The organism is Segatella copri, assembly GCF_009495355.1.
In the GTDB taxonomy this organism is placed as follows: domain Bacteria; phylum Bacteroidota; class Bacteroidia; order Bacteroidales; family Bacteroidaceae; genus Prevotella.
Genome location: NZ_VZAD01000072.1, coordinates 1 through 17,539, shown reverse-complemented (window position 1 = coordinate 17,539; position 17,539 = coordinate 1). Strand labels below are relative to the sequence as shown.

Genomic DNA, 17,539 nt, shown 5'->3' with positions numbered 1-17,539 from the left:
CTTGAGTTTTATGAAAGTTAGATTAGAGATGTTAGAACGTTCCTATCTTCCTTACATCCTCCTCGAAGGAGTCTTTGTCGTTGATGGCACCTTTCTTGATATGTGCTCTGTAGTTGTAGATGGTGTTGACACTGTAATGCAGGAACTCCGCTATTTTGCTGCTGTCGTTGATGCCCAATCGGATAAGGGCGAAGATGCGGATAGGGGTGGAGAGTTGTTCCTTCTTGGGCTGTTCTATGCGCTCTTCGGGGCGCAGCAGGGCATTGAAGGAATCGAGGAAATGGGGGAAGAGCTGGAGAAAGGCGGAGTCGAAGTTGGTGTAGAATTCCTCTAACTCCTCTTCCTTGAAGTTCTGTGGACGTGTCATTTCGTACAACTCGTCATACTGGCGTGTCTTCAGCTTCTTGTGCACTCTCTTGCGCAAATCCTCTATCTTGTTGATATAGATGGAGCAGAGGCGCATAAATCTGCCCACATACTCTTCCTTGACACGGTTGGCGTCGGTGAGTTCATGGTTAACCACAGAGAGCTGGCTGTTGGTGATGGAGAGCTGCTCGTTGAGCGACTTGAGCTGTGCATTGAGCTCGTACAACTGGCGGTTGGTCTTGGCGAGGTCGTCTCTTGCGATGGCGAGTTTATGTCGCTGTCGGCTGACGTAGAACACGCCGGCGAGGAGCATCAACGCCAGGATGCTGATGATGCAGAGGGTATAGTTCTGTCGCCTGTTGTACTGGTCGTTCTCGTCTTTGTACATCTTGGCGATGGCCGACAGCAGGGGCGATATCTGGGCCAGTCGCTGTCGTGAGCCGAAGCGGTTGGCGCTGATGCTGTTGAAACTGATGTACTTGTAGGCTCTGTCGACATCGTTGAGGCCCATGAGCTGGTTGGCCATTTCCCACATGGATCCTTGGTCCATGACGCCGTTCCTGATGTCGGTGAGGACTGATTCTGCCAGCCAGTACATCATGCGGGTGCTGTCGTTCTCTGCCTTGTATGCCAGATAGCGGTAGAGGGCGACGAGGGCATAGGGATGCGACCCTTTCTCTACGTGGCTGAGCCACTGGTCGTTGATACGCATGGCTTCCCGATTGTCATGGGCATTGAGGGCGTCGAGCTCACGATACTGAAATACGGAATTGCTGGTGCGGGGAAGGACAGCATACATCTTTTGCCGGTATTGGGCTGCCATGATGCCGTATTGCGCCTCGGGGGTGATGGGGTTGCGGTAGTATATGATTTCGCCGTATACGTGGTTGTAAGCCATATAATACGTGCCCTTGGCAATGTTGTCAAGCTGGGTGGTGTCGATGGCGTTGAGGGTGTTGAGCGCCTCGATAAACTTGCCTGTGCTGGAGCAGCGGATGGCGATGAGTGCCTGGCACTTACCTACTTCTGAGTGCTTGCCCGTCTTCCGGGCAATCTCGATGCAGCGTTTGAGGTAGATGATGGCAGAGTCGTTGACGAAGGGTGTGTACTCTTCGTATAGCCGATAGGAGAGTTGGTATTCGGCATGTAGGTTTTTGGCTTGCGAGAGCTGTTGCTGCAGCTGTCGGATGCGCTGTTCCTTGCGGCTGACGTATTGGGCAGAGTGGTCTATCGCCTCGTCGATGCAGTGTAGCAGGGAATCGACGCTCTCTGGGGTCTGTGCATGACCTATGAGAACTGACAGCGCAAGGAAAAGTTGCGTAGTAAGGATGATTTTTAGGCTTTGTTTGGCTTTCTTCATTTTCAGGTATTTTACTGTTTGTCTGCAAAAATATGAAAATTTTTTAAAACACGCAAGAACAAAGCAAAAAATAATGATAGTTGAGGTGTTTTTCAGGAGTTTCTTCAGGAGTTAAAGGAGTTAAGGGTTTTTTCAGAAGTTAAAGGAGTTAAGGAGTTAAGACAAATGTCTTGAGGGTTTAATTAAAGGAGTTAAGACAACCGTATTTTGGCGTTGTTTTTAAACAACAAAGCATATGTCTTAACTCCTTAACTTCTTAATGAGATGCAGGGGAAAATTACTTCTGGAATACGCGAACGTAGTCCACCTCCATGGTGGCAGGTAAGCAAGATGGGTCTACGCCCTGGCCGCCGCCCCAGGCACCGCCCCAGGCGAGGTTGAGGATGGGGTAGAAGGCTGCATCGAAAGGCCATGCCTCCTTGCCGCTGCCGTCGTTGCGATAGGTGAGGAGTTTCTCGCCATCCACATAGAAGGTCATGTATTCTGCTGTCCACTCCATACCGTAGGTGTGGAACTCGGTCTGTGAGTTGTCGATCTTGCGGCGGGCAGACTCGATGTCTGTGCCGGTGTTGTTGTACTTGGTGCAGTGGATGGTGGAAACAACCACGTCGGGGTCGTAGCCCACAGACTCCATGATGTCGATCTCGCCATCACCAGGCCATTGCTGCCAATTGACAGGCATCATCCAGAATGCGGGCCATGTGCCCTTGCCCTTAGGGAGCTTGATGCTTGCCTCGATGTATCCGTACTTCCAACCTGTGGACTCACGAGCGTAGAGACGAGCGCTCTTGATGGTGCCGCCATCGTCGAGGAGGTTGATCTTCAGTGTTCCGTTGGAAACCTGTGCCACCTGGTCCTCGCGCACGTAGTTCTGCAACTCGTTGTTCACCCATCCGGCTGGCTTGATCTCGTAAGTCCAGTCTGGTCCCAATTCGTTGTCGCTGAACTCGTCGTTCCATACGAGGTTGTAGCCCTCGATGGGGCAGGTGATGTTCTGTCCGCCCTTGGCCTGGGTGACGGTGATGTTCTGGCGTGAGCCACCCGACCAGATGGTGATGTTGCCAGTGCGCTCAGCGCCCTGGTTCTCGCCCACGGTGACGGTGATGGTGGCTTTCTTGCCTACGGGATTGGTGGGTGTCACCTTGATCCAGCTGTCGTTGGAATAGGCGGCAAACTCGTGTGTGCTCTCCACCTCGGCGGTCTGTGTTCCTCCTTCCTTCTCGAAGTTCAGCGTGGTGGAAGAGAGGGTAATGGTCTCGGCCGAAGCGTAGCTGATGTCGGTTTCGTTGTTGCTGCAAGCGCTGAGGCTTATAGCAACAGCGAATATTGCGCTAAAAATCATTATCTTTTTCATGTTAGTATGTTTATTGTTCAAGTTTTCAGGGGGAATTCCCATGAATTCCTCACCTGAGAAACTTGAGTTTTGATGAAATTACTGAGCAGTTTTCTGGAAGATGATATCGTAGATTTCTACCTTCTCGCCTTCTGGATTTCCTCCAAAGTCGAATACCAGCTTGAGTTTCTGTGCAGCTCCCTCCTGGAGGACGGTGGCAGGAACCTTGACCTGATATTCCTCGCCTGCCTTGAGGTCGTAGTTCTTGATGAAGAAGAAGTTGTCATCGCTGGAAGTATCGGTTATCTTGATGGTTACACCCTTGATGTCTTTCTTAGCCAAGAACTTGCACGAGAAGTCGTAAGGCGTGTCGGCCTCGCCAGGAATATCGGTGATGAGGTGAACCTGTGCCTGCCACTGTAAGAAGGTTGCTGTAGGCAACTCAACGGTGTAATGGCCATTGTCGGCTGTGAGGTCGGGATCGGCTATCTGATTCCATCCTGGAGCGTAGTAGAAGAAGGTGCTGAAGCCAGCGTCGCCCTTGTCGTCTACGTGGCTTTTCCAGAGATTGGAAGCGCTGTTGTAGTTGTATACGGTCTTATCTTCTTCCTCGGCAGGTGCTTCCACACCGTCGCACTTATGTTCCTGCAAGTCGATGTTGCTGATGGTAAGTTTGGTGCCATCAGTATTTCCACCACCATCCACTACCAATGTGACGTTATCCATGTCTATGCCTGCCATGTCGCTCTTGTAGAAAAGTACTTCCTGATTTGCCTTCAGGTCGATGCGCTCCATAAAGTAGAATGTATCGTCGTCGCCCGTTTTCACCAGTTTGAGTGTTACGCCTGGATGGTCGGTGTTTGATGTAAGTTTGCAAGAGAAGTCGTAGTTGGTAACCGAGTTGGTGGTCATGTCAGTGAGGAACTTGACCTGTGCCTGCCACTGTTCGGTGGTTGCTGTAGGCAGCTCGATGGTGTAGGCGCCGTTCTTCTCGGTGACGGTTGGGTTGTCTATCTGTGTCCATCCCGGTGCATAGAAGAACTCGTTGGTGAACTGGCAGTTCTTCCACATGTTGCAGTTGCTGTTGGAGTCGAAGCCCTGGAAGCCCTCGCTGGCGCAGGTGAGGATGTAGTGCCATGCTATGTTGCCATCGTCCCATACGAGCACCATGGTGCTGCCGGTAATGCTCTCTACACGCAGACGGAGCTCGCCGTTATAGGCTGCGTCGGCTGGGATGTAGGGGAAGTAGGTGTTGGCAGGCATGACGAGGTAGAGGTCGTCGCCCTCGGCACTGAGCTGGTAAGAGCTGTGCTGCTCGCTGACAGGCACCATGTAGTCGGTGTCCTGATGATAGTCGGGGAAGAGGGAACAGCCGGTGTTGACATACATGGTTCCGCCAGCGCCTGGATTATAGGTGTAGCTGTAGTCTGCGCCAAAGGTGAGTCGGTCGTCGTACACACCGAATTCTGCCTTCTCGTTGGCTCCCGCCTTCCACCACTCGGTGCCGTCGGTTCCTGAAGGTCCGCACGCCAGGTGGGCGGGTTCGGTGGCGGCGATGCGCCACTCCTTGCCCGACAGCTTGCCTACGATCTCGCTGAAGTCGACGAGGGTGTTGGTGACGTGGAATGTGGTCTCGCCCATGCCCTGCGACATACCGTTGCGGTTGCCCACACGGTAGTAAACCTTATAGTCGCCCGAATTGACCCATATCTTCTGCAGTGGGTTGACGGTGGAGTAGACGGGGTTCTTGGTTACTTCCTTGCCGTCAACAGGAATGTACCACATGGGGTAAATGCCGTCGCCCTCCATGTGGAAGGTTACTGTGTTGGTCTCGTCGTCGACGCTGGCAGTCACCTTTGCGTTCTCTGCCAGTGGCAGTCCTGCCTCTGATACGCCGTCGAAGTCCTCTGGGCTGCACGCGCTGAGTGCCAACCCTGCTGTGGCAGCGATGAGGAGTGCCTTGCTGAATATGTTATGTTTCATAATTGCTTGAGTCTTTAGATTAATAGTCGTTTTGTGTCAGTGTGCCGTGAGATGCGTCGAGCTCACTCAAAGGAATAGGAAGATATTTCTTCTTCTCAGTCCATGTGTTGGTGCGGTAGCCGTAGGCATCGGGTACGAGTGTGGTGGCAGCCTTTCCTGTGCGGATGAGGTCCCAGTAGCGCTTGCCCTCGCCTACAAACTCCTTGTGGCGCTCGTCGATGATGTTGTCGATAGTGGCAGCCTTGTTGTCGGTGAGTCCGGCACGGTGGTGTACCTTGTTGAGGTATTCCTCGGCATCTGCCATGTTGCCGCCTGTGCGCACGATGAGCTCGGCTGCATTGAGCAGCGTCTCTGCGAAGCGGTAGATGCGCAGGTTGTTGTTGAAGTTGAGGTCGCCGTCGGCTTTTTGGTCCTTGTTGTTGTCCTTGTAGGCGAGATACTTCTTGAGCCAGAGTCCGGTGTACTGCCAGCTCTTGGTGTCGCAGTTCTTGCCACGGCTGTCGAAGATGGTGGCGTCCTTGCGCACGTCGCCCTCGTCGAAGAGGTCTAAGGTCTCGAGTCTTACAGGCTCAAATCCCCATCCATTGTCCACTCCGTCGCTCTCCTTGTAGTCGCGTGGAGAGATGAATCGTGGATAGACGGTTCCGCCCGCATTGATGACTCCACCGCCCCAGGCACGCACGGCTCCGTCGTCCATGTAGCCTATCTCGAAGATGCTCTCCTTGGTCCACTCGCCACTCTCGAGGAAGATGTTGGCGTAGTCGGGGTTGAGGTCATAGTTCTGTCGGTCGTTGATGATCTCGCGCATATAGCCCAGTGCCTTGGTGTAGCGGCTCTCGTCGTTCTGATACATCACCATCTCGGCATAGATCATGTAGGCGGCAGCCTGGCTCATACGTCCCAGGTTCTTGTCGTCCCACTTCATAGGAAGGGCGTTGAGGCCGATGGCGCTCTCGAGGTCGCTGATGACAGCCTCGTACACCTCGTCGGCGCTCTTCTGCTCACCGATGTAAGGCGACTTGAGGTTCTCGAAGTAGAAAGGTATGTTGCCATAGAACTTCCATACCTGCATGTAGTAGAAGGCGCGCAGCACCTTGGCTTCGGCCATGAAGGTGTTGTAGTCGGCCTGTGTGAGGGCAGCCTTGGCCCACTCTATATAGGTGAGCACGTCGTTGGCGTTGCGTATACCCTTGTAGCTTTGGTCCCAGATGCCTGTGAGGGCATCGCCTGGGTTCTGGGTGCTGGCATAGTTGGACATCTTCTGTAGGAAGAGGTTGTCGGAACTGGTTCCGCCGCCTACCCACACGTCGTCTGCCATGATGTCGCTGCAGAGCTGTAGCGGAGCATACTGCACGTTGTTCCAGTCGTACTGGCGCATGGGGTTGTAGGTGGAAACCACAGCTTCCATGATGTGCTCCTTGTTGCTGTAATATTCCTGCAGGGTGGCCTTGTCGGGAGGTGTTACGTCCAAGAAGTCATCCGAGCAGCTTGTCAATGTAAGGGGAGCGATGAGCGCTGCCATCAATACATATTTATATATTTTCTTTGTCTTCATAATGATAAGTTTTTTAGAGGTTTAGAATCCAAGGTTGAAGCCCACGGTGATGGTGCGGCTCTGAGGATAGACACCATAGTCGACACCCAGCGAAGTGGCTCCTGTGCTGTCGCCTGATGAGATTTCGGGGTCGAAGCCTGCATACTTGGTAAGGGTGAGGAGGTTCTCGGCTGCTACGAAGAGGCGCAGCTTGTTGACGAAGAACTTCTTGGTGATGAACTGTGGCAGGGTGTAGCCCAGCTGGATGTTCTTGAGTCTGATGTAAGAACCGTCGGTGATGTAGAGGTCGCTGCTCTGCCAGTTGGTTCCGTCGTTGATGACGAAGCGTGGGTACTTGTTGGAAGTGCCTGGACCTGTCCAGCGGTTGAGCAGATAAGAAGGAAGGTTGGCTGGTTGCACGTCGGTACGGCGTGTGGCATCAAAGATGTCGTTGCCGGCAGTGCCCTGCCACATCATCATGAAGTCGAAGCCCTTGTACTCGGCATTGAGGGTGAAACCGAAGGTCCAGTCGGGCATTCCCTTACCTATCTTGGTGCGGTCGGCAGCATCGATGGCTCCGTTGCCGTCAACATCGACGAAACGCACGTCGCCAGGCACAGCCTTAGGCTGCAGCAACTCGCCGTCCTTGTTGACCCATGCCTTCACCTCGTCCATGGTCTGGAAGATACCGGCTGTCTTGTAGCCGTAGAAGTATGGGAATGGTTCGTTGTTGGAACCGCGGGTGATGGTTCCGGTGTTCTGCATAGAACCGAGTTCCAAGAAGCCTGAGGTGTTGCCGAGGTTCTTCAGTTTGTTCTTCAGATAAGAGGCATTAGCCTTGGCATGGAATTTGGCCTTACCGATGTTCCACTTGTAGCTGGCTTCGAGCTCAAGACCCTTGTTCTCCATATCGCCCACGTTGCCAAGAGGTGCGCCGGCTCCCACATAGTTAGGGATAGGCATACTGATGATCATGCCGTTGGTCTTCTTGATGTAATAATCGAGGCTGAATGTCAGGGCGTTCTTAAAGAATCCCAAGTCGATACCTAAGTCGGTCTGTTCGCTCTCCTCCCACTTCAGGTCGGGGTTGGCAAGTGAGCCTGCCTGTACACCATTGACAACGGTCTCGCCCTTGCCCAGGATGGTGTTATAAGGCGAAGCTGTCCAGGCTGCATAGGTGAAGTCGCCGATGTTGTCGTTACCATTCTTACCCCAGCTACCGCGAATCTTCAAGTTGCTCAACCAGTCGGGAGCTTTGAAGTAAGGCTCGTTGATGACGTTCCATCCCAAAGAGAAGGAAGGGAAGGTGGCGTAGCGGTTGTTGGCACCGAAGCGTGAACTACCGTCGCGACGTACAGTAAACTGTGCCATGTAGCGCTCGTCGTAGTTGTAGCTGGCACGGAAGAAGTAAGAACTCAGTGTGTGTTCGTAAGCAGGTCCTCCACTGGCAGACATCTCGCCACGGCTCTGGGCGGCACTCGTATTGTTCATGAAGGGCTTGTTTATGTCCTTGAGGTTCTGCAATGCACCATAGAGGTTCATGCCTGTATTCTGCATCGCACTCTGACCTGCCACCAAGTTGATGGTGTGCTTGTTGAAGGTTTTGTCCCAAGTCAGCACGTTCTCCAACTGCCATACAGTGCCGCGGTTGCTTGACTGGTGGGCGTTGGTGATAGTGGCCTTATTGTTTCCTGAGAGATAATAGAGAGGTGTGTAGCCGTCGCTTCCCCAGAATCCGAGGTCGGCTCCGTAAGAGATGCGGTATTTCACGCCGTAACCGATGTTGAGGTCGGCAGAGAAGTTGGCTACAAACTTATGGCTCCAGCCCAAGTCGCCAGGCAGCGAGAGCATGGCCAATGGGTTGTTCATTTCCTGATAGCTGCTTCCTGGAACTGTGTACATACGTCCGGCTCCATCGTAGAGCATGTACTGCTCGCCATAGAGATTGCTCTGAGCTTCGGCTGCTGCACCGCTCACTGTAGGAGTGAGGATAGGAGAGAGGTAGAGGGCTGAACCCAATGGAGAACCATACTGAGAGTTGGCGTCGATGGCCTTGCTCTTGACACGAGAGTAAGAGATGTTGGCGCTGATCTGCAGTTTGTTGAGCCAGTCGCGGTCCTTGGTGTCGTCGAAGAGCGTGTAGCTGGTATTGCTGCGAAGCGACAGACGGCTGTAGTTGCTTCGGTCGTAGTTGCCGCCTACGATACCGTCCTGATGATAGTAACCCATAGAGAGGTAATAGTTGATCTTGTCGGAAGCGCCGCTGACGTTCACCTCATGGTTGACAACACCGGCGTTGTCGTTGAACACTTCGTCCTGCCAGTCGGTGCCCTTGCCGTACTGATAAGGATCGGCATAGATAGGAGCCTGTCCTGCGTTGACAAGACCTTCGTTCATCATCACAGCATACTCAGTGGCGTTAAGCACATCGCGGTGCTTCCATGGGTTCTGCCAGCCGTAAGAGAAGTTGTAGTTCACGTGTACTCTGCCCTTCTCGCCGCCCTTGGTGGTGACGAGGATGACACCGTTGGCAGCACGTGTACCGTAGATGGCGCCAGAGGCAGCGTCCTTCAGCACCTCGATGCTCTCGATGTCGCTGGGGTTCAGATAGTCGATACCGCCCTCGATAGGCATTCCGTCAACGATGTAGAGAGGGTTGCTGTTGTTGATGGTTCCGATACCACGGATACGAACCTGAGAGGCAGCACCAGGCTGACCTGATGAGGAAGTGACGGTAACACCTGAGGCCAAACCCTTCAGTGCGTTGTCGACACGTACTGCCGCCTTGCCGTCGAGGTCGTCGGCGCTCACCTTGGCGATAGAGGCTGTTACGACGCTCTTCTTCTGAACACCATAACCCACTACCACTACGTCTTCGAGGGTGCGTGAGTCTTCCTTCAGCGTGATTTTCAGCTTGTCGGAAGCCTTCACCTCTTGAGTCACATATCCTATATAAGATACGACCAATGTTGTGTTGGGGTTGGCTTGAATCGTGAAGTTACCATCCAAGTCGGAAACTGTACCTTGCGAGGTACCTTTTACTACTACTGATGCACCGATGATGGGTTCGCCACTCACGTCGGCGATGTTACCCTTACAGGTAATCTGTTGCGCCTGCATGATGGTTGCCACAAACAATGTCAGCATCACCATTAATAACCTTGTTGGTTTCATAAGCTAAATGTTTAGATTTTTGTTATTATTGAGTTTCGTTATTATTAGGTATGATGTAGGTGGACGACTTTTTCGTCTTCTACCGAAGCATTCGTTTTTCCGCTTGCAAATGTACTAAAAAAAATAGTCGGTAACAACCCAGTGATAAATAAAAGTGGATTTGAAAAGTAGAAAGTTTTTCTTATGTTTCTGATTATCAGTACTGTGCGAGAAACTTGAAGAATGAAATCAGTGGACGATTTGTAAAGCAGAACTTCGCGAAAAGGGCACTTTCATCCTTCTTGTGTGTTGACAAAAAATAGAATTGTGTTTTTGTGCGATTTTGCTTCTGTTCGTATGTTGTCCACTTTCTTCTTATCTTTGATTATCTTTTAAACAGTTGATTATTAGTGGTTTGTGAATCTTATGGCACTTCTGTTGTTCCACTTTTCCATTTTATGCCGAAAAATGGGTGGATTTTTTGCTTAATTTTGCGGCAACAATCTGATTTTTTTAATAACTTTAAAAACTTAAATGAGTATGAAACATTTGAATTTACTTCTGTTTGCATCTTCCATGATGTTCGTGGCGCCTGCTTATGGTCAGGACTATAAAAAGGTATGGGCGGACGAGTTTGACAACGTGGGAGCGGTGAACGAAACTACCTGGAACTTTGAGACTGGAAACTATAACAACGGATTTGGCAACTGGGAATTGGAAAACTATCAGAAGGCCAACGCCACCGTGGGCCTCGCACCCGACGGAACCACCAAGGCACTCATCATCACAGCCAAGCCCGACCTTACTTCGGCTCGACTCTTCACCAAGGACAAGGTGTCGTTCAAATATGGTAAGTTGGAAACACGCATCATGATCCCTAAGACTGCCAATGGTTTGTGGCCAGCCTTCTGGCTGCTTGGCAACACGGGAACATGGCCTTCGTGCGGTGAAATCGACGTTTTGGAGATGGGACATGCTGACGGAATCAAGAACGGCACTCAGGAGAAATACTATAGCGGCGCCTGCCACTGGGGTGTTTATCAGAATGGTGGCTATCCCAACTATGGCAAGTTCACCACTTCGCCTACGAGCCTGCAAGACGGCAAGTTCCACAAGTTTGTATTGGAGTGGACGCCCGATGTCATCAACATGTATCTCGACGATGCTACTAAACCTTATTATAGCATGGACATCAGCGACAGAAGTCTGAATACATCGCCAGGCAACTATTTCAACAAGCAGTTCTATATGCTCGTCAACTTGGCGATAGGCGGCAACTTCACAGGCGTGCACGATAGAGCAGCCGTTACTGCCCTCAATTCTGGCGAGAAGAAGATGTATGTAGACTATATTCGCCTTTACCAGAAGGAGGGACAGGAGTGCTACACCATCAACGGAAAAACCGTCGATAATATCAACGAGGACACACATTTCGAGGACACAACCACCAAGTTAGGAGAATATGGCTACAAGTCGCTCGACGCAACGGGCAAGTCGGTATTCGACTTCTCCAAAGGTTCCGACTACGTCATTATCAGCGCTTCCACCGGTGTAATGCAGCAGATGGGTGAGAAAATCAAAGCCGACTATTCAGTAGACAACACCAAGCAGCACCTCTATATCTGGGAGAACACCTATGCGCCAAGCATTGGAACAGGTGTCAATTCCTTCGGACTCAACGAGGATTACTCTGTTTTTACCGTTACCCAAAAAGGATGGTCAGGATTGGGCTTTCACGGATTGAAAGACCTCTCCATGCTCGACGACAGCTACTATCTCCATTTCTCGATGAAGGGCGACGATGCTCTCTTGCATGCTTCTCATGCGATTCGTGTAGGTGCGGCCAGCTTCACTATCGGCAACAACCCTGTGGAGGGCATGATTTTGGGCGACTACAAACGCGATGGCGAATGGTACAGTTTCGACATTCCTTTCAGCAAGCTCAAGAAGATGGCAGGAACTGTGTTCCCCGACAAGGACGGTGGTGCTGCTGCCTATAGAGAGAATGCTTTCTGCGCGCTCAGTGGTGGAAATGAAGGAACAAAACTGATCTTCGACAACGTGTTCTTCTATAAAAAGCAGGGTGGCAGCGAGACTCCTGATGTCGACGCTACGCTCGGAGAATTTGGATCCAAGTCGCTCAACGCCGAAAAACAGTCGACTTTCGACATTGCATCGGGTTCCGACTACGTGCTCATCGCCACTGGCAGCACCTTTGCCAATCAAGTAAAGGACGCAGGCAAGGTAAAGGCCGACTACAATGTCGACAATAGTCGCTATAACTTCAACCTTTGGGAGGGCACCATGACAGGCGCTACACCCACAGGCACCAACAGCTTCGGCTACAACGAGGAATACTCCTGCGTGAAGGTTGCTGGCGGAAAAGGTTGGTCGGGCGCCGGCTATGCTCCAGCAGCAGCCACCGATATGAGCATGATAGACGACAGTTACTGGCTCCACTTCTCAATGAAGACAACCAATGAGATCAGCAAGAATGCTCCTTATGCCATCGTCATTGGCGAGAATGCTCACTTCACCATTGGCTCTGCTCCTTTCGAAGATGCAGGTAAGAAATATGCAGTACTTGGCGATTTCTATCGCAACGGTGAATGGTACAGCTTCGATATTCCAATGACAGAAATCAAGAAATATGGCACTCCTGCCTTCTGGGGTAATAGTTCTTACAAAAATAACATCCTGAGTGTCCTTGCTGGCGGAACCAACGGTGTAGAGGTGAATCTCGACGGTGTCTTCTTCTACAAGAAGATTACTACTGGTATCCAGGCTTCTACTGCAGATAAGAAGCAGCAAGCCAAGGTGCTCGGCATCTACGACCTCACTGGCCGCCGTGTCAGTGATATGAATGCTGGTGGCATTTACATCGTACGAACCAACCAAGGAAACTTTAAGGTGAAAAAGTAATATTTAAAGGTAAAAAAGTAAAAACAACTTTCTCAAATGGGGAAGTTAAGATAACTTCTCTAACTTCCGCACATGAGAAAGTTCAATAAATCAGGTACAAGGGGGCGTTTCATCAAGATGAAACGCCCCTTTTATCTTAATATTTTTCAAAACGAAGAAATAGATAAACAATAGATAATCAGTTACTTGTGCTCTTTTTGTTGCTTCGTGAAGCCACTTTTTTACCCACAGCCGAAAAGCGAAACGATAAAAAGAGTAAATTTGCAAGCGAAAACTTAATAACTTAATTGTGTAATTAAAAAAACTATGCTTATGAATAGGAGAATTTACAAATTGTTACTTTTCTGTATGGTTAGCATGCTTTCTGTTTTTGTGCATGCTGCCAATACGCTGGAAGTAACTTATCAGATTGGTAACACCCAAAAAGTCACTTGTCTATGGCCGTCGTTATAAAAGATGAACGCGTAAAAATATATCGTAGCTTTAGTTCTTTCAGAACATCATTGGCACAGATTAGGAATAACAACACATACATACATTATAACTTTGCGTACAAATTTAAATAACTCAAGTTTCGCAAGTGGTTTAAGTACGGGCTGAAGGCCCAAAAGCTCCAGAAGCAGCACGCCCTGAAAGGGCAGAAGCTCTTAGCCCAGGGCAGCGCCCTGGGTATAATGGCAATCGGCAAGGCGCCCTGTAAGGGCAAAAGCTTTGTAAATTGCCTGGAGTTTTAAAGCTTTTGCCCTTACAGGGCGACAGGTTTGCGTCCAAAATAACCCAGGGCGCTGCCCTGGGCTAAGAGCTTCTGCCCCTTCAGGGCGTGTGGGGCAAAACTTGCGAAACTTCAGTAAATAATAACTAAAAAGAAAGGAGTGAGTTTCTCAGATTTTATTTGAATTTTTGCCATGTCATTCAGAGTTTTATTTGTTTTTTTAATGCAACACTAAGATAAGTGAAATTTCTGACATGACATAATCCTGGGCAACTTTTTGTTGTTAAGGTCTTTTAAAAGTTTAATTAATAATAGTGTTGCGGAATTATGGATATGAAAAAAAAATTACTTTTATCAATGATCTTGCTCGCTTTGTGCTTGATACAGGCTTCAGCGGACACTTATTACTTCAAAATCCGGCTTTACAATGAGAAGGGTGAGTTGGAAAGATGGTCTAAATATATTAGTGTAGAGGCTAAATCCCTCGGGGTAATCGATGGTGTTGAGAAATATGAATATCCTAACGGACTGAGAACACTTCTTAATGGAGGGACTGTAGAGGATAATGAAAATCCAAAGAACACCTATACATTGCCCAAAAATGCCAATAATGAGGTAAATCTGGATAGAATTTATGGTATTGTATTTGCCAATGGGAAAGGAAGAGGTTTAAGTGAACAACAAAACATAATGGAGGGAGATGAATATAAAGCGTGGGAGCAGATACGTGGGCACATCAAATATCTCGAATTGCGCGAGTATATACGTGATTCATATAATGATGATAGCTATTTCATGTATATGGATAATGTTGAAGAGTTGGAATTGCCTAAAAATGGTATGAAAGTAGGAATTGAGGATAATGATGGTATTAGGTATTTCGCTAATGCTCATAAACTGAAAAAAATAACTATATGGACCGGTGAGAAGCAAGTAGATATAACAGATAATACGGTAACGAATAAACAATTGCTGAATAGAGTTGGAAAATTTATGTTTGCCAATTGTTGGGCCTTGAGTACCAAATATATAAACCGATTGATAAAGGATGTTACAGAGATAAAAGACAATGCTTTTTTCGCAGATGACGATAATCGTAAAGATTTATCTGACGAAACAGACAATACAATTATTGAGATACCCAGCACAGTAACGAAAATAGGAAATCAGGCTTTTCGTAATCGAGTGAAAGTTACCGGACTGAATATTCACGGAAATGGCTGCTTGGAGATTGGTTCTGAAGCATTCAGAAGCTGCGAACAGTTGAATGCCTTAAACTTGGATAATGTTAAGATAACCTCTCTTGGAACTGGTGTATTTGGTGACTGTCGATCCATGACCAACGAATTTGTTAATGGTGTGTTAAAGAATTATGCAGACAATAAGGGAACGAAGATTCCTGCTTATCTGTTTTTTGGCTGCAACGGACAAGATGGACATGATGGATCGGATGCGAATAAAAAAGTTTGTTCTTTTACCGATTTGAATATTCCTGCACAGTTTACTGAAATAGGAGATGGTGCATTTGCTTCTAGTGGTGATGCTCAAATAAAGTTGGAAACTATCACAGTGAACCGTGGGGAGGCTCCTAAGTGCCTACAAGGGGAAACGGACGAATATGCAAATATTAAAAATAAAAGCGTGTTTGCAGGGCTGGATCCAAATTTGACAACTGTAATCTTTGCTAATCCTGCAGACGGATGGGATGCAAATAAGAAAACTGGTTTTTTGACCTATATGGATGATAAGTCTGAGTTTGAGCGTCTTCTCACAAAAGACCTATATAGTGATCATACAGAATATAAGAATGTGCCGCAGCAACATGCGATAGTAAGATTGCACAGAAACCTTAAGGTGGGTTGGAACACCATTTGTCTGCCTTTTGGAGTGAATAACAGATATGGTAGTATGTGGGGTGATGCTTATAAAGCCCAACAGGATTACAATGCAAGCATCATAGTGAATGGGCTTACCCATAATAGCGGGGCTACTAGTGATAATTTCACAATGGGTGTATACCGCGGCTATTGGAAAGAGGGTAAGACTTTCATGTTTCTCCATTACACCAATTTTAAAGATTATCCGCTTGATTTCTGTGAGACATTCCTTGTTAAGATGAGACCAGAAGATATTAATAATGCAAAAAAGGATGATAAGGGTGTTGCTATTTATACGTTTAGAAATGTTGATTTGAACTACCGCTGGTCTGCAAATGGAGCAAGTGGAAATGATGGGGATTGGACGTCTACAACATATACTGCTGAGCAAATGTTAGGTCAGGTAAAGGATTTTGATGGTCAAGTGAATACTGATGCGAAACCATTTGCAGGTAAGGCATCCTATGATGAATATGTGCTTAGAGGTTCTCTTGTTCAGCGCACGGGCACTGTGGGGGATTCAAAAGTTGGAATAACAACCGATGATTATTTCTTTCAGTCCAAAGACGGCAAGATGAAACTCTATCCCTATAAAGATAGTCAAAAATACGGTATCCGTGGGTTCAGTGGGTGGTTTCATAAAAATGATAAAAGTACCTCGAATGCTCATGAACTTTCTTTAAGTTTGTTTGATGATAGTTCTACCACTCCTATAGAAACAATAAAGGTAGATGACTTGAATAGAGACACTTCTGGCAAAGTTTATAGCATCAGCGGAGTGCTTATGAAAAACAATGCCGCCGATCTGAATAATCTGCCAAAGGGCATTTATGTCGTGAATGGAAAAAAATATGTAGTCAAATAAAAAAAGCAACAATGAAAAAGGAATATATAAAACCGATAATCATTAATATAAAAATATATAATGATGATGCTTTATTACAAACAGCATCGCTTTATGATTACAACAAAGTCGATCCTGATGAAAATATTGCCGGCGAAGGTGGCGAAGACGGCGAAGACGGACCGGACACCGGCTATGGTGGATTCATTTGGAATGACTAACAACTTTATTTCACGTTTTTCAAAAAAGTACAAAACATGAATACATTGAAACAAACTCTGTTTTTATTGCTCGTTCTCGTATTTTCGGGAGTGAGCAAAACTATTGCCCAATCCACTGGCGTGTATGTAGGTGGACATATCCGACGTGATCGTCCCGGTACCATCGAGAAATTACGCAATTCTGGTTTCACATACATCATTCTCTTCAATATCAACGTTGAGCCTGATGGTACACTGACTACAGATGGCGAGACGGTATGCAAAGATGGAAAGTATGTGTTTGGTAACACGCAACCCAACTATGTCTCTGACATAAAAAAACTAAAACAGGCACCAACAACCATAAGTAGAATAGAAATATGTATAGGTGGTTGGGGTAACGAGTCTTTTAGTCGCATCAAGGAACTTATTAATAGTCATGGTGTAGGAAGTGGTACCATCTTGTATAAGAATTTTAAAGCGCTTAAAAATGCCATTCCAGAGATTGATGCTGTAAACAACGATGATGAGTATTGCTACGATGTCGCAACGGCTGTTAAATTCCACCAGATGATGTATGAATTGGGGTATAAAACAACTATCGCGCCATATATGAACCGTAGTTTTTGGGAAAATCTTGTTTCTCAGTTGGGCGATAGATGTGATAGGGTACTTATACAGTGTTATGATGGCGGAGCAGGAAACAATCCATCCGACTGGCATTTAGGTAACAGAGCTGTTCATGCAGGAAGAATGAATTACCAAGAAGGTGGTGTAGATGCATGCGTAGCTCAGATGGAGTCATGGAAGAAAAATAATGGAGTGAGCGGAGGTTTTATTTGGCTTTATAACGATGAAACATGGAATCTTAATCAGTGGGCAACGAGGATGCTACGTGTGTTTGGTACAAAAAAGTGCGATGACTGTATAGCAAGTCTTTATGCAGATTCCGACTATCGTGGTTATTCAAAATCATTGGGCGAGGGTAGCTACACTCAGGCAGATCTCGCCATGTATGGCATTAGTGCTAAGGATATATCATCGTTGAAGGTCACAAAAGGCTTCAAGATTACACTCTATGAGAATGCTGATTTCACTGGTAATTCAAAGAGTTGGACAACAGACGCTTCTTTTGTTGGTGGGGATTGGAACGATAAGGCTTGTTCGGTGCGAATCGAACCAAATGGCAAGAGCGGTCTGTCGGGTAACTTCAAAATCATGAACCGCAACAGTGGTAAGTATCTTGACTTGGATA

The 17,539-nt window shown here is 48.0% G+C and carries 9 protein-coding genes; 4 read left to right on the top strand and 5 right to left on the bottom strand.

The window, feature by feature from the left end:
* Window positions 1–31: 31 nt before the first annotated feature.
* The 5 genes from F7D20_RS09435 to F7D20_RS09415 all read right to left on the bottom strand — a co-directional run bounded on the left by F7D20_RS09435 (window position 32) and on the right by F7D20_RS09415 (window position 9,750).
* Window positions 32–1,726, bottom strand: coding sequence for a DUF6377 domain-containing protein (locus tag F7D20_RS09435; protein ID WP_228114163.1), 1,695 nt, complete (start codon window positions 1,724–1,726; stop codon window positions 32–34).
* Between the two features lie 277 nt (window positions 1,727–2,003).
* Window positions 2,004–3,068 (bottom strand): family 16 glycosylhydrolase, encoded by a 1,065-nt coding sequence (locus F7D20_RS09430; RefSeq protein ID WP_228114162.1) that lies wholly within the window; start codon window positions 3,066–3,068, stop codon window positions 2,004–2,006.
* 90 nt (window positions 3,069–3,158) lie between these two features.
* Window positions 3,159–5,042: a hypothetical protein gene (locus tag F7D20_RS09425; RefSeq protein WP_158463824.1), complete on the bottom strand. Its 1,884-nt coding sequence runs from the start codon at window positions 5,040–5,042 to the stop codon at window positions 3,159–3,161.
* Window positions 5,043–5,061: 19 nt separating this feature from the next.
* A complete protein-coding gene (locus tag F7D20_RS09420; RefSeq protein ID WP_158463823.1) occupies window positions 5,062–6,597 on the bottom strand; it encodes a RagB/SusD family nutrient uptake outer membrane protein in 1,536 nt (511 codons plus the stop codon).
* Window positions 6,598–6,618: 21 nt separating this feature from the next.
* A complete protein-coding gene (locus F7D20_RS09415) occupies window positions 6,619–9,750 on the bottom strand; it encodes a SusC/RagA family TonB-linked outer membrane protein (protein WP_158463822.1) in 3,132 nt (1,043 codons plus the stop codon).
* 519 nt (window positions 9,751–10,269) lie between these two features.
* Between F7D20_RS09415 and F7D20_RS09410 the strand changes: the two genes are divergently transcribed.
* The 4 genes from F7D20_RS09410 to F7D20_RS09395 all read left to right on the top strand — a co-directional run.
* The gene (locus F7D20_RS09410) at window positions 10,270–12,651 is read left to right on the top strand and encodes a glycoside hydrolase family 16 protein (protein ID WP_194253540.1); all 2,382 of its coding nucleotides are present in this window, start codon (window positions 10,270–10,272) and stop codon (window positions 12,649–12,651) included.
* Window positions 12,652–13,696: 1,045 nt separating this feature from the next.
* Window positions 13,697–16,105, top strand: a complete 2,409-nt coding sequence (locus F7D20_RS09405) for a leucine-rich repeat domain-containing protein (protein WP_194253539.1) — start codon at window positions 13,697–13,699, stop codon at window positions 16,103–16,105.
* An 11-nt stretch (window positions 16,106–16,116) separates the two neighbouring features.
* The gene (locus tag F7D20_RS09400) at window positions 16,117–16,305 is read left to right on the top strand and encodes a hypothetical protein (protein ID WP_158463819.1); all 189 of its coding nucleotides are present in this window, start codon (window positions 16,117–16,119) and stop codon (window positions 16,303–16,305) included.
* A gap of 36 nt (window positions 16,306–16,341) precedes the next feature.
* Window positions 16,342–17,539, top strand: a 1,198-nt coding sequence (locus tag F7D20_RS09395; protein ID WP_158463818.1) for a hypothetical protein, incomplete at its 3' end; no start/stop codon positions are given.